Below are 24,194 nucleotides of genomic sequence, written 5' to 3'. Positions count from 1 at the left end.
CGCCCGCGATGGGCTCGCGTACCCCGGCGTCCTTCTCTGTACCGCGCGGGACGGGGTGTTGGGAACGGCTCGCGCCGATTCGCGTCCCGGACCCGCGGTCGGCTAGTCTGGCCTTTGCCTCGCGTGAGGCGAAGTTCAGCGAGCGCTCCGGCCGCCCCCTTCCCGGGTCCGGCTCTGCGGGGCGCTCCGTTTCAGCACCGACACCCACTTGGAGTTTCCCGTGGCTTCCGTTTGCGACGTCTGCGGCAAGGGACCCGGTTTCGGCATGCGCGTCTCCCACTCGCACCGCCGCACCCCGCGCCGCTGGAACCCCAACATCCAGCGCGTGCGCGCCGTCGTGAACGGCGGGACCAAGCGCATCAACGCCTGCACGTCGTGCATCAAGGCGGGCAAGGTCGTCAAGCCGACCGTCTAGGCGTCCCCCGACGTTCGACCGGCCCCGCGGCTGTGCCGCCGGGCCGGTCTTTCGCGTTCTCAGCGGGCGGTGACGTCGGAGACGAGCCGGACGCCGGGCGCGTCGCGGACGGGCTGCGGGGTGACCTTGGCGGGCGCGGGCCCGCTGCCCCGGCCGAGGCCCGCGTCGCGGGCGAGCAGGGCGAAGACGGTGGCGCAGCCGATCAGCAGCACGGCCAGGACGATCGCGGCGATCCGCGTCGAGCGCGTCGAGGCGGGGCGCTCCGCGGGCTCGGGTTCGGGGGCGCCGCCGCGTCCGAGTACTGCCGCCACTCCGGCACCCGCCTTCCCGGCCGGTCCGTCCGGCCCGGGGGCATCATGGCATGGATCGGGAGGTTACCGGCGGGGTCCGTCGTCCGGTGAGCGCGGCCGGCCCGGCACCGCTCACCGGGGTGAGCGGTCGCCGCGCAGCCGCCAGCCGTGGTCGACGGGGCCGATGCCCGCGCCGAGCGGGAAGCCCGCCGCGATGGCGCCGGTGACGTACTCCTTGGCGCGGGCGACGGCGTCCGGGACGTCCGCGCCGAGCGCCAGGTGGGACGCGATGGCGGAGGCGAGCGTGCAGCCGGTGCCGTGGGTGTGGCGGTTGTCGTGGCGGGGCGCGGTGAAGCGGTGCTCGCGCTCGCCGTCGAACAGCAGGTCGGCGGGCTCGCCGGGCAGGTGGCCGCCCTTGACGAGGACGGCCCGGGGGCCGAGGGCCAGGACGGCCTCGGCGGCTCCGCGCAGCCCGGACTCGTCCACGACCTTGACGCCGGTGAGCTGCTCGACCTCCCACAGGTTCGGGGTGACGAGCGTCGCGACGGGCAGCAGGACCGAGCGGACGGCGTCCACGGCGGCGGGCTGGAGCAGCGCGTCCCCGTGCTTGGAGACCCCGACGGGGTCGACGACGACGGGCGCTTCGACGCCGTCGAGGCGTTCCGCGACCGTCTCGACCAGCGCGGCGGACGCCAGCATCCCGGTCTTGACGGCGTGGACGCCGATGTCGCCGAGCACCGAGTCGAGCTGCGCGCGGACGGCCTCGGGCGGCAGCTCCCAGTAGCCCTGCACGCCCACGGAGTTCTGCGCGGTGACGGCGGCGACGACGCTCATGCCGTGGACGCCGAGCGCGAGCATGGTCTTCAGGTCGGCCTGGATTCCGGCGCCGCCGCCGGAGTCCGAGCCCGCGACGGTGAGGACGAGCGGCGGGGCGGTCTGGGGCATGGCACCCACCTTACGGGCGTCCGGGCGGAATGCCCGACTCAGGCCCGGGTGCAGGCGACCCGGTTGATCACGCACGCCGAGGGGCCGGCGGCCTTCCCCGACGCGCGGAAGACGACCTTCACCGACTCCCCCGGCTCCAGCGCGGGCGAGCCCTTCGGGCTGCGGACCCAGCCGCGCCGCCCGGTCTCCACGACCTCCGCGCCCGTCGCCGACAGGACGCGCGCGTGCGGGATGACGAACGCCAGCGACCAGCGCGCGACGGGCTCGGCGCCCCGGTTGGCGACGGTGACGCTGGCGGTGAACCCGGCCGTCCGCCGCTCGACGAGGCGGAACGCGACGGTCAGCCCGCCCTGTTTCCCGTGCCGTGAGACCTGGCTGTCGCGGACGCCCTCGGCGTGCGGCTCGCGGGCGGGCGCGGCGAAGTTGAGGGAGATCTGCTGGGTGCTGAACGCGTAGGAGACGACGCCGATCGCGACGACCAGCGCGAAGATCGGGAGCAGCGGGACGGGGACGCGCAGCCGCCGCTTCGCCGGGGCGGGCGCGGGGTCGGCCGGGCCGGTCACCGGGGTGCCCGGGCCGGGGAGGCCGCCGACGCCGGACGCCGGTTCGTCATCCGGCTCCTGGAGTCTGGTGTGTCGTCCCATCCCGTCCCTCTTCGATCAGAGGATGTATACCAAAGCGTCCTCAACCGTGCCTACCGGTTGGGGAATCGCGCGCGCCGCCGTGCTGTCCGCCGTATACCCCCGTCGATGTCCCGTTATCTGCGCTATTCAGCGAAATGATCCCATCCCCCGGCCGCCACCGGACGCCCGTCCACCAGCACGCCCGGCTCCCCCGCCGCGACGCGGCCGACGACCGTCCACGACGCGGGCGCGCGGCCGGGCGGGAACGTGGCGGCGAACCCGTGGTCCTCGCCGCCGGTCAGGACGTGCCGCAGCCCGTCCGGGCCGAGGTCGGGCGGGACGGGCAGCGCCGCCGCGTCGAGCTCCACCCGGACGCCGGACGCGGCCGCGATGTGCCCGAGGTCGGCGGCCAGGCCGTCGCTGACGTCGACGAGGGACGTCGCGCCCGCCGCCCGCGCCTCCGCGCCCGCCGCATAGGGCGGCCGGGGCCGCCGGTGCGCGTCGAGCAGCGCGGCCGGGCCGGTCGCGCCGCGCCGCAGCAGTTCCAGCCCGGCGGCGGAGCGGCCGAGTTCGCCGCGGACGGCGACGAGGTCGCCCGGCCGGGCCCCGGCGCGGGTGAGCGGGGGCGCGCCGCGCAGGTCGCCGAGCGCGGTGATCGCGAGCGTGACGGCGGGCGCGCGCACGACGTCGCCGCCCGCGACGGACGCGCCCGCGGCCGCGCACTCGGCGGCGAGCCCGTCGTACAGCTCCTCGACCCAGGCGACCGGCGTCTCGGGCGGCAGCGCCAGTCCGACGAGCAGCGCGGTCGGGGCCGCGCCCATCGCGACGACGTCCGCGAGGTTCTGCGCGGCGGCCTTGCGGCCGATGTCAGCGGGGCCGGACCAGTCGCGGCGGAAGTGGCGGCCCTCGACCAGCAGGTCCGTGGTGGCGACGACCCGGCCGTCCGGGGCGGCGACGACCGCCGCGTCGTCGCCCGGTCCGAGCGGGACGGCCGGTCCCGGCGGGAGCCGCCGCGTCAGCCGTCTGATCAGCGCGAACTCGCCCAGCGACCCGACCGCGCCCGTCGACACCCGCCCGCCCCCCGCCTCCGCACCGGTAACAGAACCCCCGCGACCCGGGGGTCGACAGCGGCGCTCAACACGATACGGTGACCGCTCGACGGCATTTTCTCCGCCCGGGGAGGACGTGATGGTGCGGGCCTACATCCTCATCCAGACCGAGGTGGGCAAGGCGGCCGAGGTCGCCGACCAGATCTCCGGAGTCGCGGGCGTCACGAAGGCGGAGGACGTGACCGGCCCCTATGACGTGATCGTGCGAGCGGAGGCCCGTGATGTGGACGAACTGGGCAGGCTCGTCGTCGCGCGCATCCAGCGGATCGAGGGCATCACGCGCACTCTCACCTGCCCGATCGTCCGCGTCTGAGCGCGCGTTCCGGGCCGCCGCGGCGCTGGCCGCGGCCGCCGCGGTACTCGTCGGCTGCGGGGAGGGCTCGGTGCGGGTCGCCGCGCCGACGCCGGACGCGGCCACGGCCCGGCTGTGCCGGGGGCTGCGGCTTCCGGCGACCGTCCACGGGCAGCACGCCCGGGACGTCTCCCCCGACTCGCCGCTGACGGCGGCGTGGGGCTCGCCCGCCATCGCGCTGCGCTGCGGGGTGCCGCTCCCGGCGGGGCTGCGGCCGACGTCGCAGCTCCAGACCGTCAACGGCGTCGACTGGTTCGGCGTCCCGGAGGACCGGCCGGTCACCTGGACGGCGGTGGGCCGCCAGGCGTACGTCGAGGTGACGATCCCGCCGAAGTACGCGCCGCCCGGCGACGTCCTCATCGAGCTGGGCGACGAGATCACCAAGACGATCCCCGCCAAGCCCGAAGGCCAGATCTAACCGCGGGCTCTCGGGACGCGGCGGCGGCGGGTGCGCGGCCGGTCGGCGGCGGCCGTCATCGCGCGTTCCAGCAGTACCAGCGCGTCGGTGATCTGGGTGCGCTGCTCGGGCGTGAGGCCGTCGAGCAGTTCTTCCTCGTTGGCCAGGTGCAGCGGGAACAGGGTGTCGATCAGCTCCAGCCCGGCGTCGGTCAGCTCGGCGAACATGACGCGGCGGTCGCTGGGGTGGGCGGTGCGGCAGATCAGGCCGGCGCGCTCCAGGCTGTCGAGGCGCCCGGTCATCGCGCCGCTGGACAGCAGCGAGGACTCGGCCAGTTCCGAGGGCGTCTTGCGGTAGGGCGGGCCGCCGCGCCGCAGGTTGGCGAGGACGTCGAACGCCTTGGGCGTCAGGCCGTGCTCGCCGAGGTAGGACTCCAGCTCGTGCCGGGACATCTCGGCCACCCGGCGCAGCCTGCCGAAGATCCCGACCGGGGAGGGGTCCAGGTCGGGGCGCTCGCGCCGCCAGTCGTCGAGGGCCTTCTCGACCGTGTCCATCGCACCGTCCATCGCGCAGTTCTCCAGGGGCTGGTCCGTCGCGCGGAAGACTAGCGCGAGCGAGATACCTTGACACAAGTAATTCGGAATTAAGATACTTTAAACTAAGCGAACATGCGGACGTCGCCCCGGCGGCGGACCGCGGACCGGACGGCGGGACCTGCGACGCGGCACGGCCGCGTACAGCACCGCCCGTACAAGCTCTCAACGAGGTCACGATGAACACACCCCTCGCAATGCTCCGCAAGCGCCGCCGGACGGTCCTGCCGGGAGTCGCGATCGTCCTCACGGCGGCGCTCGCCCTGAGCGCGTGCGGCGGTTCCGACGACGACACGTCCGCCGGCGGCCTCACCAAGGTGAACGTCCGGACGGACGTCTTCTTCACCGGCTCGGTCCTGCCCCTGATCGCGGGCGTCGACCAGGGCATCTACAAGAAGCACGGTCTCGACGTCACCCTCAACGCGGGCAAGGGCTCCACGACCACGCTGCAGACCGTCGCCAACGGCTCCGACGACATCGGCTACGCCGACGGGAGCGCGCTCGTGCAGGCCGCGGGCAAGGGCGTGCCGGTCCAGATGGTGGCCGGGATGGTCCAGCGGTCGCCGCTGGCGATCTTCACCCGGTCGGACTCGGGCATCCGCACCGCCAAGGACCTCGCGGGCAAGACCGCCGGGTTCACCGCCGGGTCCGCCGCCGAGACGGTGTTCCCCGCGTTCGCCAAGGCCAGCGGGCTCGACCCGGACTCGGTCAAGCTCAACAAGGTCGACGTGCCGACGCGCGACAGCCTGTTCGTCCAGGGCAAGACCCAGTTCACCTTCGGCCTGCTGAACGTCACCGAGCCGAACATGAAGGTCAAGTGCAACTGCGACCTGAGCGTGCTCAGCTACGCGGACGCGGGTCTGGACGTCCTCAGCTCCGGGATCGTGACGTCCGACAAGTACGCCAAGGAGCACCCGGAGACCGTCAAGAAGTTCCTCGCCGCGACCGCCGAGGCGGTGCAGGCCGCGAACTCCAACACGGACGCGGCCGTCGAGTCGTTCTTCAAGTTCGTCAAGACCAGCACGCTGTCCAAGCCGGTCGTGAAGCAGCAGTGGGAGGCGTCGGCCAAGCTGCTGACCACCGACCGCACCAAGGACCAGCCGTTCGGCTGCACGTCCGAGCAGGACTGGAACAGCACGATCAAGGTCATGGAGCAGTACGGCGGCGTCGCGGGCGGCAAGCTCAAGCCCGCCGACGTGGCCAGCAACAAGTTCCTGACCGGCTGCACCGACACCCTCGGGAACGCGTGATTATGGCGGCGACCACCACTCCCTTCGTCGAGTTCGACCGGTTCACCAAGTCGTTCGACACCGGCGGCAGCGTCGTCACGGCCGTGAACGAGATGTCGTTCCAGTTGGAGCGCGGCGAGTTCCTGGCGATCGTCGGGCCGTCCGGCTGCGGCAAGAGCACCCTGCTCATGGCGCTCGCCGGGCTGACGCAGCCGACGTCCGGGCAGGTCCGGGTCGACGGGACGCCGATCCTCGCGCCGTACACCGACGCGGGCATCGTCTTCCAGAACGCCGAGCTGCTGCCCTGGCGGACCGCGCTGCAGAACGTGCTGCTGCAGGCCGAGGTCCGCAAGGCCCCCAAGGCCGAGTCGGAGGCGCGCGCCCGCGAACTGCTCGCGTCCGTCGGGCTGAAGGGCTTCGAGGGCCGCTACCCCGACGAGCTGTCCGGCGGAATGCAGCAGCGCGTGTCCCTGTGCCGCGCCCTGCTGCACGATCCCGACATCCTCGTCATGGACGAGCCGTTCGGCGCGCTGGACGCCCTCACCCGCGACCAGATCCAGATCGACCTGCAGCGGCTCTGGATGGAGCGCCGCAAGACGGTCGTGTTCGTCACCCACAGCATCGACGAGGCCGTGTTCCTCGCCGACCGCGTCCTGGTGTTCTCGCCCCGGCCCGCGCGCATCGCCGCCGAGTTCCGCGTCCCGCTGGCGCGGCCCCGGCACCTGTCGGCGCGCGCCGGACGCGAGTTCGGCGACCTGGTCGGCGAGATCCGGGGCGTCTTCGAGACCCTCGGCGTCCTGTCGGAAGGAGAGCGGTGAGCACCGTGCAGCAGGAGACCGTGCAGCAGGAGAAGGCGGCGACCGGCGCGGCGCACGCGGCGCCCGCCCGGCGGCGCAGGAGGTTCCTGGAGACGCGGTGGGCGGACTGGCTGCTGCCGCTCGCGCTCGTCGTCGTGATCGTCGCGGTGTGGCAGGCGGTCTGCGTGTGGGGCGGGCTGGAGGAGTACGTCCTGCCCAAGCCGTGGGACGTCGTCCACAAGATGTTCGCCGACCTCGACACCTACGCCGACCAGTCGGTGCCGACGATCGTCGCGATCTTCGCCGGGTTCGCGCTGGCGATCGTCGTCGCGCTGCCGATCGCCGTCGCGATGGTCTACAGCGAGGTCGTGCGGCGGGCCGTCTACCCGCTGCTGATCATCGCGCAGGTCGTCCCGAAGGTGGCCATCGCGCCGCTGTTCATCATCTGGTTCGGGTTCGGGCAGCTCCCCAAGGTGCTCATGGTGGCGCTGATCTGCTTCTTCCCCGTGGTGATCGACTCGCTCGTCGGGTTCAAGGCCGCGCGGCCGGAGAGCCTGATGCTGGTGCGGTCGATGGGCGCGAACCGGTGGCAGGCGTTCTGGAAGGTCCGCTGGCCGTGGGCGCTGCCGAGCATCTTCGCGGGCATCAAGGTCGGGATCACGCTCGCCGTCGTCGGCGCGGTCGTCGCCGAGTTCGTCGGCGCGGACAAGGGCCTCGGCGTACTGCTGATCACGGCGCGCGGCGACATGGACAGCCTGACGGTGTTCGCGTCGATCGGGTGGCTGACGGTCATCGGGTTCGTGCTGTTCCTGCTGGTCGAGGTGCTGGAGCGGGTTCTGGTGCCGGGGCGCAGGAGCGGGCGGTCCTTCGAAGCGTCCGGGTCGCTGTGACCGGGACGCAGCGGGCCGTGGTCCTCGCCGGGCCGGGACGGGCCGAACTCGGCACGGCCCCGGCCCCGGCGCTGGACGTCCGGCCCGCGCCGGGCGTCCTGCCGCGCCGCTGCGGCCACGGCGTCATCGTGGAGACGCTGGCGACGTGCGTGTGCGGGTCCGACCAGCACACGCTGCACGACCCGAACGCGACGCCGGGCATGGTGCTCGGGCACGAGCTGACCGGCGTCGTCGTCGAGACGGGCCGGGACGTCGAGCGGGTGAAGGTCGGGGACGTCGTCGCGGTGCCGTTCAACGTCGCCTGCGGGCGGTGCGCGAACTGCCGCGCGGGCCTGACCGGGCACTGCCTCACGGCGAACCCGGCACGGCCCGGCGCGACGTACGGGATGGGCGACGGGTTCGGCGGCTGGGCGGGTCTGCAGGCCGAGCGGTCGCTGGTGCCGTACGCGGACTTCAACCTGTACGTCTTCGCCGATCCGGACGCCGCGCGGGAGCGGCTGCTGGACGTGGCGCTGCTCGGGGACGTCCTGCCGACCGGCTACCACGCGGCGCTCGGCGCGCGCGTCGGCGCGGGCTCGACGGTCTACATCGCCGGGGCCGGGCCGGTCGGCCTGGCGTGCGCGGCGGCGTGCCGGCTGCTGGGGGCGGCGCTGGTCGTCCTCGGGGACTTCAACGCGGAACGGCTCGCGCACGCGGCGCGCGCCGGGTTCGCGACCGTCGACCTCTCGGCGGGCGACCTGCCCGACATGATCGCGGAGCTGGCGGGGACGCCGCTGGTGGACGCGGGCATCGACTGCGTCGGCGTGTCCGACGCGGCGCTGGCCGCCGGGCGCGAGTCGGGCCGGACGCCGGTCGCGGCGGCGCTGGACGCGGTCATCGGCGTCGTCCGGCACGGCGGGGCCGTCGCGGTGCCGGGCGTGTACCCGGCGGGCGCGCCGGGCGCGCGGCCCCCGGTCGGCGTGTGGCTCGGCGGGCTGTGGTCGCGGGCGATCACGCTGACGGCGGGCGCGACCCCGGCGCGGCGGCACATGGACGTCCTCGCGACGGCCGTGCTGCGCGGCGGGCTGGACGCGGCGTCGGTCGTCGCCGCGACGGCGGTTCCGCTGGACGAGGCGGCCGACGCCTACGCGCGGTTCGGCGCGGGCGAGGGACGCAAGTTCGTCCTCACGCCCTAGTGCTCGGGTGCCGCGCGGCACGGCCCCGTCCCCGCGCGGCACCCGTCCCGACCTCGGGCGGGCGAGCGGGTTGTGTCCTCGCAGGCAGGCTCGTCCGCTCTCACGCTTCGTAGTTTGGAAGGACGTAACGTCACCTCCCCGGAGGGCGTCATGTCCGAGATCGTGTTCGATCACGCGGTCCGCGAGCTGAGCACCGCGCACGCGCGATGCCTGGCGGCGGCGGCGAAACTGGCCTACGCGGGACCGGACGCGGTCCGCGCGCAGGCGGCCCGGTGGGGCTTCGACGACGTCCGCACGTTCTGCGTCCGGCACGGCGACGAGTTCCCGCTGCCGGACACGCAGGGTTTCTCGGCCGCGTGCGACCGGATGGTCGTCGTCGCGTTCCGGGGCACCGAACCGGACCAGTTGCGCGACTGGCTGTCGGACGGCGAGGCGCTGCTGATCCCGCACGCGTCCGGGCGCGGTCGCGTCCACCAGGGCTTCCACCTGGCGCTCGACGCGGTGTGGCCGCAGGTCGCGGACGCCGTCGCCGCGCCGGGCCGGACGGTCTGGTTCACCGGCCACAGCCTCGGCGGCGCGCTGGCGGTGCTCGCCGCCGCGCGGCTGTACTTCGCCGACCCGTGCCGGAGCGCGGACGGCGTCTGCACGTTCGGCCAGCCCCGCGCCTGCGACGCGGCCCTCGCGGACGCCTACGACGAGGCCCTGCGCGGCCGCACGCACCGCTTCGTCAACAACAACGACCTCGTCGCGCGACTCCCGCCGGACCCCTTCTACCGCCACGTGGCCGAGGAGAAGTACATCGACGCGGACGGCCGCCTCCTTCCGAAACCCCCGTCGCTCCTGGCCCGGCTGGCCGACGAACTCGAAGGCCACCTCCAGCGCTTCCCGTCCCTGACCGACGCCCTCGACGACCACGGCATCGACCGCTACCTGGCCTCTTTCGGCGCCTGAACCGGACGGGGTTCCACCACGCGCCGCCGCCCGTTCCGCTGCCAAGATCTCGATAGCTGCAGCGCCCCCTGGCGGATCACGGTCTCCGACGACGGCGTGCCCGACGCCGGGCGGTGAGGCGCGGCGGGTGCGCGCCCCACGGCTCGGCGGTCAGCCGGCGACTTCGAGGGTGACCTTCGTCCAGCCGGGTTCGCGGCGGTCGAAGGCCTCGAAGGCGTCGACGGCGTTCGGCAGGGGCTCCTGCTGGGTGATGATCGACGTCGGGTCGGCCGCGCCCGTGGCGATGCGGGACAGCAGGCCCGGGACGTAGCGGCGGTGGTTGCAGTTGCCCGCCTGCACGGTGAGGTTGCGGTTCATGACCGTGCCGATCGGGAAGCGGTCGAAGTTCGGCGGGTAGACGCCGACGACGCCGATCGTCCCGGCCTTGGCGACGGCGTCCACGGCCCAGCGCAGCGCCTGGCTCGGCCCGTCGCCCGGCACCCACAGGTCGCCCTCGGGGTTGGCGTCGGGCGCGGTCTCCTGGACCTCGTCGTCGAAGAGGTCGGCGATGGGGCCGCCCTCGCGGTCGGCGGCGGGTCCGCCGGACGGCCGCTGCGCGTCCACGCCGACCGCCTCGATGACGCGGTCCGCGCCGATGCCGCCGGTCAGGTCCTTCACGACCGCGACCGGGTCCTCGGCGTTGAAGTCGATCGCCTCGGCGTTCTGGAGCTTGGCGGTCTCCAGCCGGTCGGCGTCGCCGTCCACGATGAGGACGCGGCCCGCGCCCTGGATGCGCGCCGACAGCGCCGCGAGCTGCCCGACCGGGCCCGCGCCGAGGACCAGCACCACGTCGCCGGGCGACACGTCCGCCAGCCGCGCCCCGAACCAGGCGGTGGGGAAGATGTCGCTGACCATCAGCGCCTGCTCGTCGCTGACGCCGGACGGGATCGGCACGAGGTTGGTGTGCGCGTACGGGACGCGCGCGTACTCGGCCTGCAGCCCGTCGAACGGGCCGGTGGAGACGGGGCCGCCGTAAAAGGACGTCCCGGCGTCGCGGCCCTGCGGGTTCACGACGTCGCACTGCGCGTAGTACCCGGCGCGGCAGTACACGCACCGGCCGCAGCCGAGCGTGGACGGGATCACGACGCGGTCCCCGACCGCGAGATTGCGCACGTCCGGGCCCAGTTCCTCCACGACGCCGACGGCCTCGTGCCCGAGGATCGTGCCCGGCCGCATCCCCGGCATGGTGCCCCGCACGAAGTGCAGATCCGTGCCGCAGATCGCGCTGCCGGTGATCCGGACGGTGGCGTCCGCGGGTTCCTGCAACTTGGGCTCGGGGACGTCCTCCAACCGGATGTCGCCGACGCCCTGCCAGATCACGGCCTTCATCTCGTCGTCCTCCCGTAGTGGCTGTTCGGATTCGCCCGCCCCTTGCCAGTGGCGCGGGGGCTGACACATGCCCGGGCGGGATCAGCCGGGGCCGAGGCGCGCGGCGGCCTGGAGCAGGAACGCGTGGACGAAGCCCTGCGGAAGGTTCGCGCGGAGCTGCCGCTGCGCGACGTCGTACTCCTCGGTGAACAGGCCGGTCGTGCCGCAGCCGGAGCGGACGCGCTCGAACCGGGCGCGGGCGGCGGCGGTGTCGCCCGCGCGGTGCTCGGCGAGGGCGAGCAGGAATCCGCAGAGCATGAACGCGCCCTCGGCGTCGCCGAGGGGCCGGTCCCCGACGCGGTACCGGTACACGAAGCCCTCGTCGGTGAGGCCGTCGCGGACGGCGCGGACGGTCGCGGCGGTGCGCGGGTCGTCGGGCGGGACGGCGTCGCGGACGAGCGGGACGAGCAGGGCCGCGTCGGCGCGGTCGTCGCCGGGCGCGCGCCGCCAGCCGCCGCCGGGGCGGGCGCCGGTGCGGCGCGTCCGGTCCAGGATCGCGGCGGCGAGCCCGTCCCAGGTGCCGCGCTCGTCGGGCGCGGCGAACGCGGCGGCGGCCGCGCGCAGGCCGCCGACGCAGACGAGCCGGGAGTGCGTCCACAGCGCGGGCCGGGTCTCCCAGATGCCCGCGTCGGGCTCCTCCCAGCGGCGCGCGACGGCCGCGACGGCGACGCGCGCGGCGCGGGCGGCGTCGTCGGTGAGCCGCCCGGCGGCCGCGGCCGTGGCGAACAGGTGCAGCGCCTCCCCGAGCGCGTCGAGCTGGAACTGCCCGGCGGCGTGGTTGCCGACGACGACGTCGGAGCCGGGGTAGCCGGGCAGGTCCAGGCGGCGTTCGGCGGGGACCGGGTCGCCGTGGACGGTGTAGGCGGGCGCGAGGCGGTCGCCGTCCGCGAGGACGCGTTCGGCGACGAACGCGACGGCGGCGTCGAGCAGGTCGGGGCGCGCGCCGTGCGCGGCGACGGCCTCGCCCGCGTAGCACTGGTCGCGGATCCACGCGTACCGGTAGTCGTAGTCGCGGCCCGCGCCGGTGCGTTCGGGCAGCGAGGTGGTCGCGGCGGCGGCCATGCCGCCGGACGCGGCGGTGAGGCCGGTCAGGACGGCGTAGGCGAGGCGCGCGTCGGCGGGCGCGGCGGTGTCGGCGCAGTCGGGGACGGCGCGCCGCCAGTCGGCCTCGGTCGCCGCCCACAGCGCGCGGGGGTCGGGCGGCGCGGCGTCGGGCGCGGTGCCGAGTTCGAGGACGAGGTCGTGTTCGGCGCCTTCGCGCAGTTCGACGACCGCTTCGAGCCCGCCGTTCGCGGACGCGTGCGCGGCTCCGGTGAAGCGCAGGTGCAGATCGCCGCAGCGACCCGTCCACACGCCGTCCGCGCACGTCAGGCCGGTGAGGGGGCGCGCGCCGAACTCGGCGCGCGGGTCGAGCCGGACGCGGACGGCCGCCGCCCCCCGCACGGCCCGGACGCGCCGCAGCAGCACCAGCCGGTCGGGCGCGGCGGGCCGCGCGAGCGCCTCCCGGCACTCCACGACGCCGCCGGACGTCACCCAGCGCCGCCGGAAAATCAGCGTCCCGTCCTCGTAGGCGCCGCCCCAGACGCGCCAGGGGTCGGCGGGCGCGACCCGGTAGTCGCCCCCGCCGCCGAGCAGGCCGGCGAAGACGGCGGGCGACTCCCACGACGGGACGCACCCGAACGCGCAGTCGCCGTCCGGGCCGGTGAGGACGCCGCGCTCCCCGTCCGCGAGCACGGTGTACTCGCGCAGGGCGTAGGGCCCGTTCACCGGCGGCGGTCGCGCGCCAGCGCCGCGCCGGCGAGCCCGGCCGCGCCCATCGCCCCGGCGGCGAGCAGCCCGCGGTGCTCGGACGCCCAGCGCTGGAGGCTGCGCGGGTGCGCGCGGTCGTCGAAGTCGCCGTGCGCGCCGAAGTCGCGTCCGCCGGACCCGTCGGCGGGCCGCCACAGGTTGTCGGGCGCGTCGGGGTCGCGCGGGCGGCCGGTCTGCTGCGAGCCGAAGCCGGTGCGGGCGAGGTAGCGGTCGAGCAGGCCGGGCGCGATCCGGTTGCCGAGGATCGTGCCGACCGTGCTGCCGCCGACCCAGTACTCGCGGCGGCGCGGACGGTCGGCGGCGCGCAGGAGCGCGCGGGCGGCGACCTCGGGCTGGTAGATCGGCGGGACGGGCTGCGCGTGGTCGGGCAGCCGGTTCTCCACCCAGTCGAACTGCGGGGTGTTCACGGCGGGCAGGTGAACGATCGTGGTCCGGACCCGCGTCCCGTAGTGCAGCAGCTCCGTCCGCAGCGACTCGTGCAGGCCCTGGATCGCGTGCTTGGCCCCGCAGTACGCCGACTGGAGCGGGATGCCGCGCCGCGCGAGCGCCGATCCGGTCTGGACGATCGTGCCGTGGTCGCGGGGCAGCATGTGGTCGAGCGCGGCGCGCGTGCCGTACACGAAGCCGAGGTAGGTGACCTCGGTGACGCGGCGGAACTCGTCGGGGTCGATCTCGGTGAACGGCGCGAACACCGAGGTGAACGCGACGTTCACCCACACGTCGAGGGGGCCGAGTTCGCGGACGGCGCGGTCGGCGGCGGCGCTGACCTGCTCCCAGTCCGACACGTCGGTGGGGATCGGGAGCGCCCGGCCGCCCGCGTCGCGGATCTCGCGCGCGGCCGCGTCCAGTCCCGTCGTGCCGCGCGCGAGGAGCGCGACCCGGTCGCCGCGTTCGCCGAACATGCGCGCGGTCGCGCGTCCGACGCCGCCGCTGGCACCGGTCACGACGACGACGCGGGGTGCCTTCCGCCGTCCCATCTGCTCCGCCTCTCCTGCCGTCCGGACATGGTCCGGGCGGCCTACCCGGACGTCCTCCCGGCTAACGGCCCGTGTCAGCGGCGATTTCCCGGGCACGGGGGGACACATGGGGAAAATCGCATCGGAATCGCTGATCGAACGGCTCATCGACTGGAACGTCGACACGATCTTCGGGCTCCCCGGAGACGGCATCAACGGGATCATGGAGGGGCTGCGGCGGCACCGCGACCGCATCCGGTTCGTGCTGGTCCGGCACGAGGAGGCCGCCGCGTTCATGGCGACGGGGTACGCCAAGGCGACCGGAAGGCTCGGCGTGTGCCTGGCGACGTCCGGGCCGGGAGCGGTCCACCTGCTCAACGGGCTCTACGACGCCAAGCTCGACCACACGCCCGTCCTCGCCATCACCGGGATGCAGGAGACGTCCGTGCTCGGCACCGGCTACCAGCAGGAGGTCCACACCGAGCACCTGTACGAGGACGTCGCCGAGTACAACCTCGTCGTGGACAACCCGGCCCAGCTCCCCGGCGTGGTGGACATCGCGATCCGGACGGCCATCGCGCGGCGCGGCGTCGCGCACCTCAGCCTGCCCAATGACATCCAGGTCGCGGACGCGGACGCGGACCCGTACCAGCACGTCGCCCCGGCCCGGCCGCCCGCGACCGCGCCGGTCTACCTCCAGCCGCCCGGCCTGCCGCGCGAGGCGGACCTGCGGGCGGCGGCGGACGTCCTCAACGCCGGGAACAAGGTCGCGATGCTCGTCGGCGTCGGCGCGCTGCACGCCCGCGACGAGGTCCTGGCGGTCGCGGAGGCGCTGGGCGCGCCGGTCATCAAGACGCTCCCCGGCAAGGCGGTCATCCCCGACGACTCCCCGTACGCGGTCGGCGGCATCGGCCTGCTCGGCACGAAGCCGGGCGAGGAGCTGATCGAGGACTGCGACACGCTGTTCATGGTCGGGACGAACTTCCCGTACACCCAGCACCTGCCGGAGCCGGGCAAGGTCCGCGTCGTGCAGATCGAGGCCGATCCGTCGCGCGCGGGCGCGCGGATGCCGACCGAGGTGCCCGTCATCGGCGACGCCAAGGAGGGGCTGGCCGCGCTGCTGCCGCTCCTGCACCGCAAGAAGAAGCGGTCGCATCTGGAGAAGTACCAGAAGGCGATGGGCAAGTGGCGCAAGCAGATGGACGCGCTGGAGAACGGCAAGCGCAAGCCCATCGCGCCCCAGTACGTCATGGGCGTCATCGACGAGCTGGCCGAGGAGGACGCGATCCTCACCTGCGACAGCGGCACGATCGCGACGTGGGCGGCGCGGCACTGGACGATCCGCGGCGACCGCGGCTTCTACCTGTCGGGCAACCTCGCGACGATGGCGCCCGGCCTGCCGTACTCCATCGCGATCCAGCACGCGTTCCCGGGCCGCCAGGTCATCGCGTACGTCGGGGACGGCGGGTTCTCGATGCTGATGGCCGACTTCCTGACGGCCGCGACGAACAACCTGCCGATCAAGGTGATCATCAACAACAACAGCTCGCTCGGGCAGATCCTGTGGGAGCAGATGGTCCTCGGCTACCCCGAGTACGGCGTGCGGTACCCGACCGACCCGGTGTCGGACTTCTCGGGCTGGGCGCGGTCGTGCGGGGCGTGCGGGCTCAAGGTCACCGATCCGCGGGACGTGGAGAAGGCGGTCCTGGAGGCGTTCAACCACGACGGGCCCGCGCTGGTGGACATCCAGGTGGACCCGGACGAGCCGCCGATGCCCGGCAAGATCGAGTACGACCAGGCGAAGAAGTTCGCGAAGGCGTTCGCCAAGGGCCAGCCGCGCCGCGCGTCGATCGCGACGACGCTGGCCAAGGACAAGATCCAGCAGTTCAAGTGAGCGGTCGCGGTGCCGGGCGCGGTCAGCGCGTCCGGTACCGCTCGGCGTCGGCGCCGCGCAGCCGCAGGCCGTGGCCGGGCGCGTCGGCGCGGGGCCGGACCTCGCCGTCCGCGACGGTCAGCGCGCCGTCGAACAGCAGGCCCTCGACGCGCTCGTGGTCGTGGAACCACTCGATGTGCCGCGCGTTGGGCAGCGCGGCGAGGACGGCGGCGTGCAGGTTCGGCGCGCAGTGCGCGGACAGCTCGCGGTTGCGGGCGCGGGCGAGCGCGCCGACGCGCAGGAACTCGGTGACGCCGCCGACACGGGTGACGTCGGCCTGCGGGGCGTCGATCGCGTCCAGCAGCCGCTCGAAGTAGGGCAGGTCGTAGCCGTACTCCCCCGCCGCGACCGGGCAGTCGACGGCGGCGCGGACCCGGCGCAGGCCGTCCAGGTCGTCGGACGAGACGGGTTCCTCGAACCAGCCGAGCGGCGGCGCCTCGGCGGCGACGCGGATCGCGGCGGGCGCGTCGTAGGCGCCGTTGGCGTCGGCGTACAGCTCGGCGCGGCCCGCGAGCACGTCGGCGGCGAGGCGGAGCCGTTCCAGATCTCGGTCCTGCCGGGTGCCGCGCGCCTCGCCGATCTTGATCTTGACGGCCGTCATGCCGCGGGCCAGCCAGCCTTCGAGCTGGGCGCGCGTGCGGGCGTCGTCGTAGGTGGTGAAGCCGCCGGAGCCGTAGACGCGGACGGACGCGTCCGGGTCCGCGCCGAGCAGCCGGTGCAGCGGCACGTCGAGCAGCCGCGCGTGCAGGTCCCAGAGCGCGCAGTCCACGGCGGACAGCGCCATCGCGCCGATTCCGGGGCGGCCCGCGTTGCGCAGGGCGCGGCACATCGCCTCGTGGGACGCGGCGGTCGCGAGCGCGTCGCGGCCGGTGACCTCCGCCGCGAGCAGGTCGTCCACGATCGCGGCGCAGGCGGCGGGGCCGTACGTCCAGCCGATGCCGGTCTCGCCGCCGGCCTCGGCGGTGACGAGGACGAGCGTCGTCTCCGTCCAGGAGAGCGTGCCGTCCGCCTCGGGCGCGTCGGTCGGGACCGTGTACGCGGCGGACGTCAGCGCCGTCACGGGCGTCACATCAGCTCCCGGAGCAGTTCGGCGAGGTGGCGCGGGGCGGCGTCGGTGCCCGCCTCGATCTGCGTGCGGCAGGAGAAGCCGTCCGCCAGGACCTCGGTGCCCGGGTCGGCGCCGCGGACGGCGGGCCACAGGCCGAGTTCGGCCGCGCCGACCGACACGTCGTAGTGGCCGCGCTCGAAGCCGAAGTTCCCGGCGAGGCCGCAGCAGCCCACGTCGAGGACGTCCGCGTCCACCCCGGCGCGGGCGAGCAGCTCCCGGTCGGCGTCGAAGCCCATGATCGCGTGGTGGTGGCAGTGCGGCTGGGCGAGGGCCTTGATCTTCTCGCCGCCGCTCACCGGGACGTCGTGGGCGTTGAGCAGTTCCGCGAGCGTCTTCGTCCGGTCGCGGAGCAGCCGGATCGTCTCGGCCTCCTCGCCGTCGCTGATCAGGTCGGGCGCGTCGGAGCGGAACACCGCCGCGCAGCTCGGTTCGAGGACGACGATCTCCTCGCCCGCGCGCAGCCGGGGCGCGAGCGCCCGCGCGGTGCGGCGCAGGACGCGGTCGGCGACGTCGAGCTGGCCGGTGGAGATCCAGGTGAGGCCGCAGCACAGGCCGCTCGTCGCGGTCCCCAGCGGTGACGGCTGCGGCGGTGATTCCACCCGGAACCCGGCCTTCTCCAGCACTTCGACGGCGGCTTTCCCCGACTCGGGGTGGAAGTTGTCGGTGAACGTGTCCGGCCACAGGACGACCGGGCCGCGCCAGCCCGTCCCGGCGGGCTCGCGGTCGCGGAACCAGTCCGCGAACCGCCGCCGGGCGAAGTGCGGCAGGTCGCGGCGGCGGTCCACGCCGCCCGCCGCCTTCACCAGCCGCGCCAGGCCCGGCGCGTGCGCGAGCGTGTTCGCGGCGCGCGGCGCCGCGGCGGCCAGGCCCGCCCACAGCGGCAGCCAGCCCATCGCGTAGTGCGCGGCGGGCCGGACGCGCCCCGCGTAGTGGTGCGACAGGAACTCGGCCTTGTAGGTGGCCATGTCCACGCCGACCGGGCAGTCCTGCTTGCAGCCCTTGCAGGCCAGGCAGAGGTCCAGGGCGTCCGCGACGTCGTCGGAGCGCCAGCCGTCCCGGATGACCTCCCCGCGCATCATCTCGTTCAGCAGCCGCGCGCGGCCGCGCGTCGCGTGCTTCTCCTCGCCGGTGACGCGGTAGCTCGGGCACATCACGCCGCCCGAGGACGTCCGGCAGTTCCCGATCCCGACGCAGCGCTCGGCGGCGTGCGCGAACCGGTGGTGGTCGTGCGGGTAGTCGAAATGGGTGGCGGGTTCGGCCGGGTGGTAGCCGCGCCGGTCGAGGTTCTGGGTGATGCCCTCGGGTTTCGACTTCCGCCCGGGCGTGCTGACCTTGCCGGGGTTCATGCGGTCGTCCGGGTCGAAGACGGCCTTGAAGCGGCCGAACAGGTCGACCATGTCGTCGCCGAACATGAGCGGCAGGAGTTCGGCCCGGGACTGGCCGTCGCCGTGCTCGCCCGACAGCGAACCGCCGTGGTCCACGACGAGCTGCGCCGCGCGGCGGACGAAGTCGCGGTACTTCGCGACCCCGGCGTCGTCGGAAAGGTCGAAGGGGATGCGGGTGTGGACGCAGCCCTGCCCGAAATGCCCGTACAGGGAGACGGGCGCGTAACCGAACCCGTCCACCAGCTTCCGGAAGTCGCGCAGGTAGTCGCCGAGCCGGTCGGGCGGGACGGCCGCGTCCTCCCAGCCCTCGTGCGTGTCCGGCTCGCCGGGCGGATAGGCGGTCGCGCCCAGGCCCGCCTCGCGGACCTTCCACAGCTTCTCCTCGCTGCCCGGATCGTCCTGGTACTGGACGCGCGGCGAGTGGTCCGACAGCGCGAGCGCCTTGAGCAGGTCGTCGGCGCGGCGGTCGGCCTCGTCCTGCGACTTCCCGCCGAAGCGGACCATCAGCCAGCCCGAACCCTTGGGGAGCTGGTGGCGGACGTCCGTGCTCATCAGGTGGTCCGCGCGGGCCAGCTCCACCAGCTCGTTGTCCAGGCCCTCCAGCGCCAGCGGCTCGTGCTCGGCGACGGCCGGGACGGCGTCGGCGGCGGTCGCGATGTCGTCGTAGCCGAGGACGACGAGCGTGCGCGCGGCGGGGCGCTCGAAGACGCGGATCTCCGCGCGCAGGACCGTGACCAGCGTCCCCTCGGAGCCGACGAGGGCGCGCGCGACGTTGAAGCCCTTCTCCGGCAGCAGCTCGTCCAGGCTGTAGCCGGAGACGCGCCGCGGGATGTTCGGATAGCGCGTGCGCAGGAGGGCCATGCCGTCGTCGCGGAGTTCCCGCAGGTCGCGGTAGATCTCGGCGCGGCGGCCGCCCTCGCCCAGGACGCGGGCGTACTCGGCGTCGTCGGTCGGGCCGACCCACGTCCGGACGCCGTCGTAGGTCAGGATCTCCAGGCGCAGCACCGAGGCGGTCATGCGGCCGTACGCCTGCGCGGTCGCGCCGCACGAGTCGTTGCCGATCATTCCGCCGATCGTGCAGGTCGCGTGCGTGGACGGGCGCGGGCCGACGGTCAGGCCGTGCGGCTCCAGCGCGGCGTTGAGGTCGTCCAGGCACGCGCCGGGCTCGACGATCGCCGTGTTCGCCTCCTGGTCCAGCTCCACCAGGCGCGTGCAGTACTTCGACCAGTCGAGGACGACGGCCGTGTTGCAGCACTGCCCGGCCAGGCTCGTCCCGCCGCCGCGCGAAAGCACCGGGACGCCCTGCTCCCGGCACACCGCCACCGCCTCCGCACCGGCGTCGACCGTCCTCGGGACCACCACCCCCACCGGCGGCCACCGGTAGTTCGACGCGTCGTGGGCGTACATCGCCCGCGATCCCGCGTCGAACCGCACCTCCCCGTCCACCCTCGCCCGCAGCGCGCGCTCCAGCGTCTCCATATCGGCGCGCTTACCCCGACATCTTCGAGTGAACCGGGCATCCGTTGGGGAAAGGCGCCGCCAAGAGTCTTTGGCCCGCGCCCGGCACTGCGCGGGCGCAGACCGGGAACAGGTGGAGAAGCCGGACAAGGAGGCCATCGTGAAGGACCGGATCGCCCCGGACGTCGAGGAGCTGTGGGACGTGTTCCACGCCGAGGTCAACATGACGTCGGAGGAGCTGCGGGAGTGGCTGCTCACCGAAGCCTCGGGCACCGACGCGCTCCCCGCCGAGCCCGACTCCGGCGTCCCCGACCTCGGCCGCCACGTCGCCCTGATCCTGCGCAAGCGCAAGATGGACCTCACCGACGAGGACGCCGAGGTCATGCGCGACGTCGTCGCCCGCGTCCAGGACCTGCGCGCCAACCCGCCCGGCCGCGGCGCGGCCAACGAGCACTGGCGCCACTCCCTGATGGACCTGGGCCACGACCCCCTGAAACCGGAACCCCACAACGACGAGTGACTCCCTCCCGTCCAAGCCGCCGCTGCTCTGCCACGCGCCGCCACCGCGCGCATGGCAGCGCAGCGGCGTTTCCGCCCAATGCCTTCCCGCAGCGCCGCGCACACGCCCCAGCGACTGGCGCGCCCATGCTGCCGCGCGCCCACAAAGCCCGGCGCGCGTTGAACGTCCGCCGCGCGCCCGCGTTGTCGCGCTGGTGCGCTCGCGTGGAGTCCGAGCGCAACACCCGCACGGCCGCGAGCCGCCAGGCGAGCGGCCGGGCGGCCGTATCGGGTGGGCGGGGCGCGTTCGGTCAGAGGGGGCGGGGTTCTTCGAAGGAGCCCCGCATGTTCTCGATCCACATGGTCGACGCCGGGCGCTTCGGGAGGCCGAGCGACGCGAGTTCGGCGGCCAGCGGATGGTCGCCGAGGGACAGCGCCACGCCCGACCCGTCGCCGAAACCGACGCCCGTCCCGCCCTGGGTGAAGGACGTCGCGTGCGGGCGGCCGTCGCGGAGCGTGTAGGACGCCATCGGCGTCGGGGGCAGTTCGCCGTCGCCGCCGCGCGGGACGGCGATGTCGAGGGCGCGGACGCCGTCCATCGTCAGCGTCCAGCGCGACGTGGTCGGGGTCTGCTCGACGTCGATGCGCTCGACGGTCTTGGGATAACCCCAGATCCGGTTCCCCGCGACGCAGGTGAACTCCCGATCCACCGGCAGGTGGGTGATGAAGGTGCCGTCCGGCCCGCCGTTCTCCGGGCGGACGAACAGGATCGTCCCGATCTCGCGGTAGTCGCCCAGGTCGTTGTCGCGGTAGTCGATCAGCGCCAGGACGAACTGGGTGCGGCCCGGCGCTGTCTCGGTCACCGCGAAGCCGGGCGGGGCCAGGCGGCGCGCGGCGTCGGCGGCCACGTCGTAGAACACCGTGGCCGCCGACGCGTCGCGGACCCGCACGGGCAGGGTGACGGCCGTGCCGAGGACGTCGTACGTCATCGCTCCTCCGGTTCAGCGGGGCTGACCCAGAGGCTAACGCCGCAACCAAGCAAGCGCTAGGCAACAAGGGGAGCGCCCGGCCGGGCGCTCCCCCGGCCCGGCCTCAGTCGCGCGTGACCCCGTGCATCGGAGACGTCTCCGGGTACGTCGGGAGCTGCGGCTTCTGCGTGCCGATGATCACGCAGAACAGCGCGTCGGTGTCCCCGACGTTCTTCAGGCTGCGCGGCACCCCCGCCGGAACCCGGATCAGGTCGCGGTAGCCGAGGACGCGGCTGGCGGTCTTGGTGCCGTCCTCCACGTCGTGGACGGTGACCTCGAGCTGGCCCTCCAGCACGAAGAACGCCTCTTCGACGTCGTGGTGGGTGTGCTCGGGCCCCTCGCCGCCCACGGGCAGCCGCATGTTGGAGAAGGTGAACCCGCCGGACGGCAGAATCCGCGAGTCGCCCTCGTGGTTCCCGGTCGCGCCGGACCCGACGTAGCGGATCTGCGCGCGCCGGAACTGCTCGCCCGCCTTGGCCTGGAAGGCCAGGGTGTCCCAGTCCTCCCGGCGGCTCTCGCGGCTCGCGATGCACGAGTCGATCAGGGCGTCGAGGTCGGAGAAGTCAACGTTCGACACGGTCACTCCTTGCTGTGGTGGGAGGTGAGGAAATCCGCGACGGCCGCCGCGAACGCGGCGGGCCGCTCCTGGTTGGCCAGGTGTCCGGCGCCGGGGATCTCGGCGTACCGCGCGCCGGGGATTCCGGCGGCGAGGCGGCGGCTCTCGGCGGGCGGGCAGACGACGTCGGCGGAGCCGACGACGACGAGGGTGGGCACGGCGACCTCGCCGAGGCGCGGCCCGTGGTCGGTGTCGGCCATCGCGCGCGCGGCGTGGCCGTAGCCGGGCAGCCGGATCGCGGCGCGCATGGCGTCGGCGACGGCCTCGACGGCCTCGGGCGGCGCGGCGGCCGACAGGAGCCGGGGCGCGCGCCGCCGCGCGAAGTCGGCGGGGTCGGACGCGGCGAGTTCCGCGCCCCGCGCGCGCATCGCCGCGCCGCCGTCCGGCGAGGCCCCGGAGCCGCGCGTCGAGTCCGCGAGGACGAGCGCGGTCACCCGGTCGGGGTGCCGCAGCGCGAGCCGGGTCGCGATGACGCCGCCGAACGACACGCCGAGCACCAGGGAACGTTCCAGTCCCAGCGCGTCCAGGACTCCGGCGGCCGCGTCGGCGTACCCGTCCATGCCGGGCGCGGCGGGCGGGTCGGCGGACGCGGCGTAGCCGGGCGCGTCCCAGGCGATGATCCGCAGCCGGTCGGACAGTTCGCGCGCGAGTCCCGCGAACGCGGCCGAGCTGGACCCGATGCCGTGCAGGCACAGGACGGGCGGCAGGTCGCCGCCGGTGTCCGCGACGGCGATTCCGGAGGGCAGGACGTTCACACGAACCTCCAGCCGGACGCGGGGACGCGGTCCGCGACGGCCCGCAGCACCGCGTGCCCGACGAGCCCGCTCGTCGCGGGGTTGTCCGGATCGGGCAGGTTGCCGAGGTCGAACCGATAGGCCCCGGCGGGCGCGGCGAACTCCACGACGTGCCGGGTCAGCGGCGTGCCGGGGTCCGCGACGAGGCGGACGCGGACGCGGTCCCAGTCGCCCGCCGCGAGCGCGAGCGTCGCGGCGACGTTGGCGTTGCGCGGGAAGCGGACGGCGGCCTCGCGGGCGGGCCCGTCGAACACGGTGACCGGGGCGTCCCCCGGCGTCGCGTCCGTGAGCCGTCCCGCGAGACCGGCGTCCATCCACGGCTGGACGAGGGACGCGGACCGCTTCGTCGAGGTCAGCGTCACGTTCGCCAGCGGGCCCGAGCGGGCGGCGGCGCGGACGACGTCGAGGCCGCCGAGCGCGCCCTGGCTGAGCAGGAGCGTCCCGGGGCCCGCGTGGTCGAGGGCCTTGGCGAGGTCGTCGTCGGCGAGCGCGCCGACCGAGACGGCGAGCAGGTCGCGGCCCGCGGCGAGGACGGCCGGGCCGTGCTCGCGCAGCGCGTCCTGCCCGGCGGCCTCGACGACGAGGTCGGCGGCGGCGGTCAGCGCGGCCAGGTCGCGCACGCGCGCCGGGACGGGCCGGCAGCCGCGCACCAGCACCCCGGCGAGCACCGCGCCGGGGACCTCCCCGGCGGCCAGCGCCCCGGCGACGCGCGCGCCGATCGCCCCGTGCCCGATGACGCCGACGCGCAGCGGCGCCGTGCGGTCGTCCTCCACACCGCCCCCTTTAGCTTGGCTCCAAGATATCCTAACCCAAGGTATCAACTGCCTTCGACCTGAGATTTCCCGAACCAAGGTATCTGGGCAAGCGAAAACGCCCCCGGCCGGTCCGGCCGGGGGCGCCGCGGGGTCAGTCCCGGATCTCGCAGACGGTCGCGCCGCCCGCGACGGTGTCGCCGACGCCCGCGCTCAGGCCGGTGACCGTCCCGGCCTTGTGGGCGGTGAGCGGCTGCTCCATCTTCATCGCTTCGAGGACGACGATGGTGTCGCCCGCCGCGACGGTCGCGCCGTCCGCCACGACGAGCTTGACGATCGTCCCCTGCATCGGGCTGACCAGCGCGTCCCCGGACGGCCGCGCCGCGCCGGGCCCGCCGCGCCGCCGCCCCCGCGCCGCGACGGCGCCCGCGAGCACCGCCTCCCCCACCTGCGGCGCTCCGGAGGCGACGGCCGTCAGCGCGGTCGGCAGGACGACCTCGACGCGCCGCCCGCCGACCTGGACGGTGATCCGCTCGGTCGCGGGCGGCTCCGCGGCCGGCCCGGCGATCCCCTCGTAGGGCGGAATCCGGTTGTCGTACTCGGTTTCGATCCACCGGGTGTGGACGGTGAAGGGAGAGTCGTCGGCCGGGACGAACGCGGGGTCGTTCAGGACGGCGCGGTGGA

General features: G+C 74.5%; 25 protein-coding genes. 10 read left to right on the top strand and 15 right to left on the bottom strand.

All coding sequences use genetic code 11. The features are described 5' to 3' along the window. The first annotated feature begins 220 nt into the window (after positions 1–220). Entirely contained in the window at positions 221–415 is a 195-nt protein-coding gene (gene rpmB / locus G339_RS0130240; protein WP_026341916.1) for a 50S ribosomal protein L28, read from the top strand. Between the two features lie 59 nt (positions 416–474). Here the strand turns inward: rpmB and G339_RS0130235 are convergent, their stop codons facing one another. The 4 genes from G339_RS0130235 to G339_RS0130220 form a co-directional block, all read right to left on the bottom strand. After that, complete coding sequence (locus tag G339_RS0130235) at positions 475–726, bottom strand: hypothetical protein (protein ID WP_019634810.1); 252 nt, start codon at positions 724–726, stop codon at positions 475–477. A gap of 111 nt (positions 727–837) precedes the next feature. Next, positions 838–1,650, bottom strand: a complete 813-nt coding sequence (gene thiD / locus G339_RS0130230) for a bifunctional hydroxymethylpyrimidine kinase/phosphomethylpyrimidine kinase (protein WP_019634809.1) — start codon at positions 1,648–1,650, stop codon at positions 838–840. Positions 1,651–1,688: 38 nt separating this feature from the next. Further along, positions 1,689–2,294 carry a cellulose binding domain-containing protein gene (locus G339_RS0130225; protein ID WP_019634808.1) on the bottom strand — a complete coding sequence of 202 codons (606 nt, stop codon included), beginning with the start codon at positions 2,292–2,294 and terminating at the stop codon, positions 1,689–1,691. Between the two features lie 122 nt (positions 2,295–2,416). Next, positions 2,417–3,343 (bottom strand): thiamine-phosphate kinase, encoded by a 927-nt coding sequence (locus tag G339_RS0130220; protein WP_019634807.1) that lies wholly within the window; start codon positions 3,341–3,343, stop codon positions 2,417–2,419. Positions 3,344–3,461: 118 nt separating this feature from the next. Here G339_RS0130220 and G339_RS0130215 point away from each other — a divergent pair, with 118 nt between their 5' ends. After that, positions 3,462–3,695: an Lrp/AsnC family transcriptional regulator gene (locus G339_RS0130215; RefSeq protein ID WP_019634806.1), complete on the top strand. Its 234-nt coding sequence runs from the start codon at positions 3,462–3,464 to the stop codon at positions 3,693–3,695. Positions 3,696–3,720: 25 nt separating this feature from the next. Beyond that, positions 3,721–4,152, top strand: a complete 432-nt coding sequence (locus G339_RS0130210; protein ID WP_026341915.1) for a DUF3515 domain-containing protein — start codon at positions 3,721–3,723, stop codon at positions 4,150–4,152. Here G339_RS0130210 and G339_RS0130205 read toward each other — a convergent pair. Beyond that, entirely contained in the window at positions 4,149–4,697 is a 549-nt protein-coding gene (locus G339_RS0130205; RefSeq protein ID WP_019634804.1) for a MarR family winged helix-turn-helix transcriptional regulator, read from the bottom strand. The genes G339_RS0130210 and G339_RS0130205 overlap by 4 nt on opposite strands. A 206-nt stretch (positions 4,698–4,903) precedes the next feature. Between G339_RS0130205 and G339_RS0130200 the strand changes: the two genes are divergently transcribed. From G339_RS0130200 to G339_RS0130180, 5 genes are all read left to right on the top strand, one after another. Beyond that, complete coding sequence (locus G339_RS0130200) at positions 4,904–5,974, top strand: ABC transporter substrate-binding protein (RefSeq protein WP_084693501.1); 1,071 nt, start codon at positions 4,904–4,906, stop codon at positions 5,972–5,974. A gap of 2 nt (positions 5,975–5,976) precedes the next feature. After that, complete coding sequence (locus G339_RS0130195; protein ID WP_019634802.1) at positions 5,977–6,771, top strand: ABC transporter ATP-binding protein; 795 nt, start codon at positions 5,977–5,979, stop codon at positions 6,769–6,771. Next, complete coding sequence (locus tag G339_RS35855) at positions 6,768–7,640, top strand: ABC transporter permease (RefSeq protein WP_019634801.1); 873 nt, start codon at positions 6,768–6,770, stop codon at positions 7,638–7,640. The genes G339_RS0130195 and G339_RS35855 overlap by 4 nt, the downstream gene beginning before the upstream one ends. Further along, a complete protein-coding gene (locus G339_RS0130185; protein ID WP_019634800.1) occupies positions 7,637–8,815 on the top strand; it encodes an alcohol dehydrogenase catalytic domain-containing protein in 1,179 nt (392 codons plus the stop codon). The genes G339_RS35855 and G339_RS0130185 overlap by 4 nt, the downstream gene beginning before the upstream one ends. 150 nt (positions 8,816–8,965) lie before the next feature. Continuing rightward, positions 8,966–9,766: a lipase family protein gene (locus G339_RS0130180; protein WP_019634799.1), complete on the top strand. Its 801-nt coding sequence runs from the start codon at positions 8,966–8,968 to the stop codon at positions 9,764–9,766. Between the two features lie 150 nt (positions 9,767–9,916). On the opposite strand, the gene G339_RS0130175 is transcribed toward G339_RS0130180, so the two are convergent. From G339_RS0130175 to G339_RS0130165, 3 genes are all read right to left on the bottom strand, one after another. Beyond that, complete coding sequence (locus G339_RS0130175) at positions 9,917–11,134, bottom strand: zinc-dependent alcohol dehydrogenase (RefSeq protein WP_019634798.1); 1,218 nt, start codon at positions 11,132–11,134, stop codon at positions 9,917–9,919. A gap of 81 nt (positions 11,135–11,215) precedes the next feature. Further along, the gene (locus tag G339_RS0130170; RefSeq protein ID WP_019634797.1) at positions 11,216–12,940 is read right to left on the bottom strand and encodes a glycoside hydrolase family 15 protein; all 1,725 of its coding nucleotides are present in this window, start codon (positions 12,938–12,940) and stop codon (positions 11,216–11,218) included. Beyond that, positions 12,937–13,959, bottom strand: coding sequence for an SDR family oxidoreductase (locus G339_RS0130165; protein ID WP_019634796.1), 1,023 nt, complete (start codon positions 13,957–13,959; stop codon positions 12,937–12,939). Before G339_RS0130165 ends, G339_RS0130170 begins: the two co-directional genes overlap by 4 nt. Positions 13,960–14,065: 106 nt before the next feature. Here G339_RS0130165 and G339_RS0130160 point away from each other — a divergent pair, with 106 nt between their 5' ends. Continuing rightward, positions 14,066–15,832, top strand: coding sequence for a thiamine pyrophosphate-binding protein (locus G339_RS0130160; RefSeq protein ID WP_019634795.1), 1,767 nt, complete (start codon positions 14,066–14,068; stop codon positions 15,830–15,832). Positions 15,833–15,854: 22 nt separating this feature from the next. On the opposite strand, the gene G339_RS0130155 is transcribed toward G339_RS0130160, so the two are convergent. Beyond that, positions 15,855–16,940 carry an enolase C-terminal domain-like protein gene (locus tag G339_RS0130155; protein WP_019634794.1) on the bottom strand — a complete coding sequence of 362 codons (1,086 nt, stop codon included), beginning with the start codon at positions 16,938–16,940 and terminating at the stop codon, positions 15,855–15,857. After that, positions 16,937–19,843, bottom strand: coding sequence for an FAD-binding and (Fe-S)-binding domain-containing protein (locus tag G339_RS0130150; protein ID WP_019634793.1), 2,907 nt, complete (start codon positions 19,841–19,843; stop codon positions 16,937–16,939). The genes G339_RS0130155 and G339_RS0130150 overlap by 4 nt, the downstream gene beginning before the upstream one ends. Before the next feature lie 139 nt (positions 19,844–19,982). On the opposite strand from G339_RS0130150, the gene G339_RS0130145 reads away from it, so the two are divergent. After that, positions 19,983–20,342, top strand: coding sequence for a DUF3140 domain-containing protein (locus G339_RS0130145; protein WP_205625668.1), 360 nt, complete (start codon positions 19,983–19,985; stop codon positions 20,340–20,342). A gap of 289 nt (positions 20,343–20,631) precedes the next feature. Here G339_RS0130145 and G339_RS35850 read toward each other — a convergent pair whose 3' ends face one another. The 5 genes from G339_RS35850 to G339_RS35840 all read right to left on the bottom strand — a co-directional run. Beyond that, on the bottom strand, positions 20,632–21,309 hold the full coding sequence (locus G339_RS35850; protein ID WP_019634791.1) for an acetoacetate decarboxylase family protein: 678 nt from the start codon (positions 21,307–21,309) through the stop codon (positions 20,632–20,634). A gap of 103 nt (positions 21,310–21,412) precedes the next feature. Next, the gene (locus G339_RS0130135) at positions 21,413–21,925 is read right to left on the bottom strand and encodes a cupin domain-containing protein (protein WP_026341913.1); all 513 of its coding nucleotides are present in this window, start codon (positions 21,923–21,925) and stop codon (positions 21,413–21,415) included. Between the two features lie 2 nt (positions 21,926–21,927). Then, the gene (locus G339_RS0130130; protein ID WP_019634789.1) at positions 21,928–22,719 is read right to left on the bottom strand and encodes an alpha/beta fold hydrolase; all 792 of its coding nucleotides are present in this window, start codon (positions 22,717–22,719) and stop codon (positions 21,928–21,930) included. Continuing rightward, positions 22,716–23,531: an aspartate dehydrogenase domain-containing protein gene (locus G339_RS35845; RefSeq protein ID WP_019634788.1), complete on the bottom strand. Its 816-nt coding sequence runs from the start codon at positions 23,529–23,531 to the stop codon at positions 22,716–22,718. Before G339_RS35845 ends, G339_RS0130130 begins: the two co-directional genes overlap by 4 nt. A gap of 133 nt (positions 23,532–23,664) precedes the next feature. Then, positions 23,665–24,194, bottom strand: a 530-nt coding sequence (locus G339_RS35840; protein WP_033324814.1) for a biotin/lipoyl-containing protein, incomplete at its 5' end; no start/stop codon positions are given.

The organism is Actinomadura atramentaria DSM 43919, from assembly GCF_000381885.1.
Lineage (GTDB): Bacteria > Actinomycetota > Actinomycetes > Streptosporangiales > Streptosporangiaceae > Spirillospora > Spirillospora atramentaria.
The sequence above is the reverse complement of the archived record's forward strand: the minus strand, read 5'-3'. Positions and strand labels throughout refer to the sequence as shown.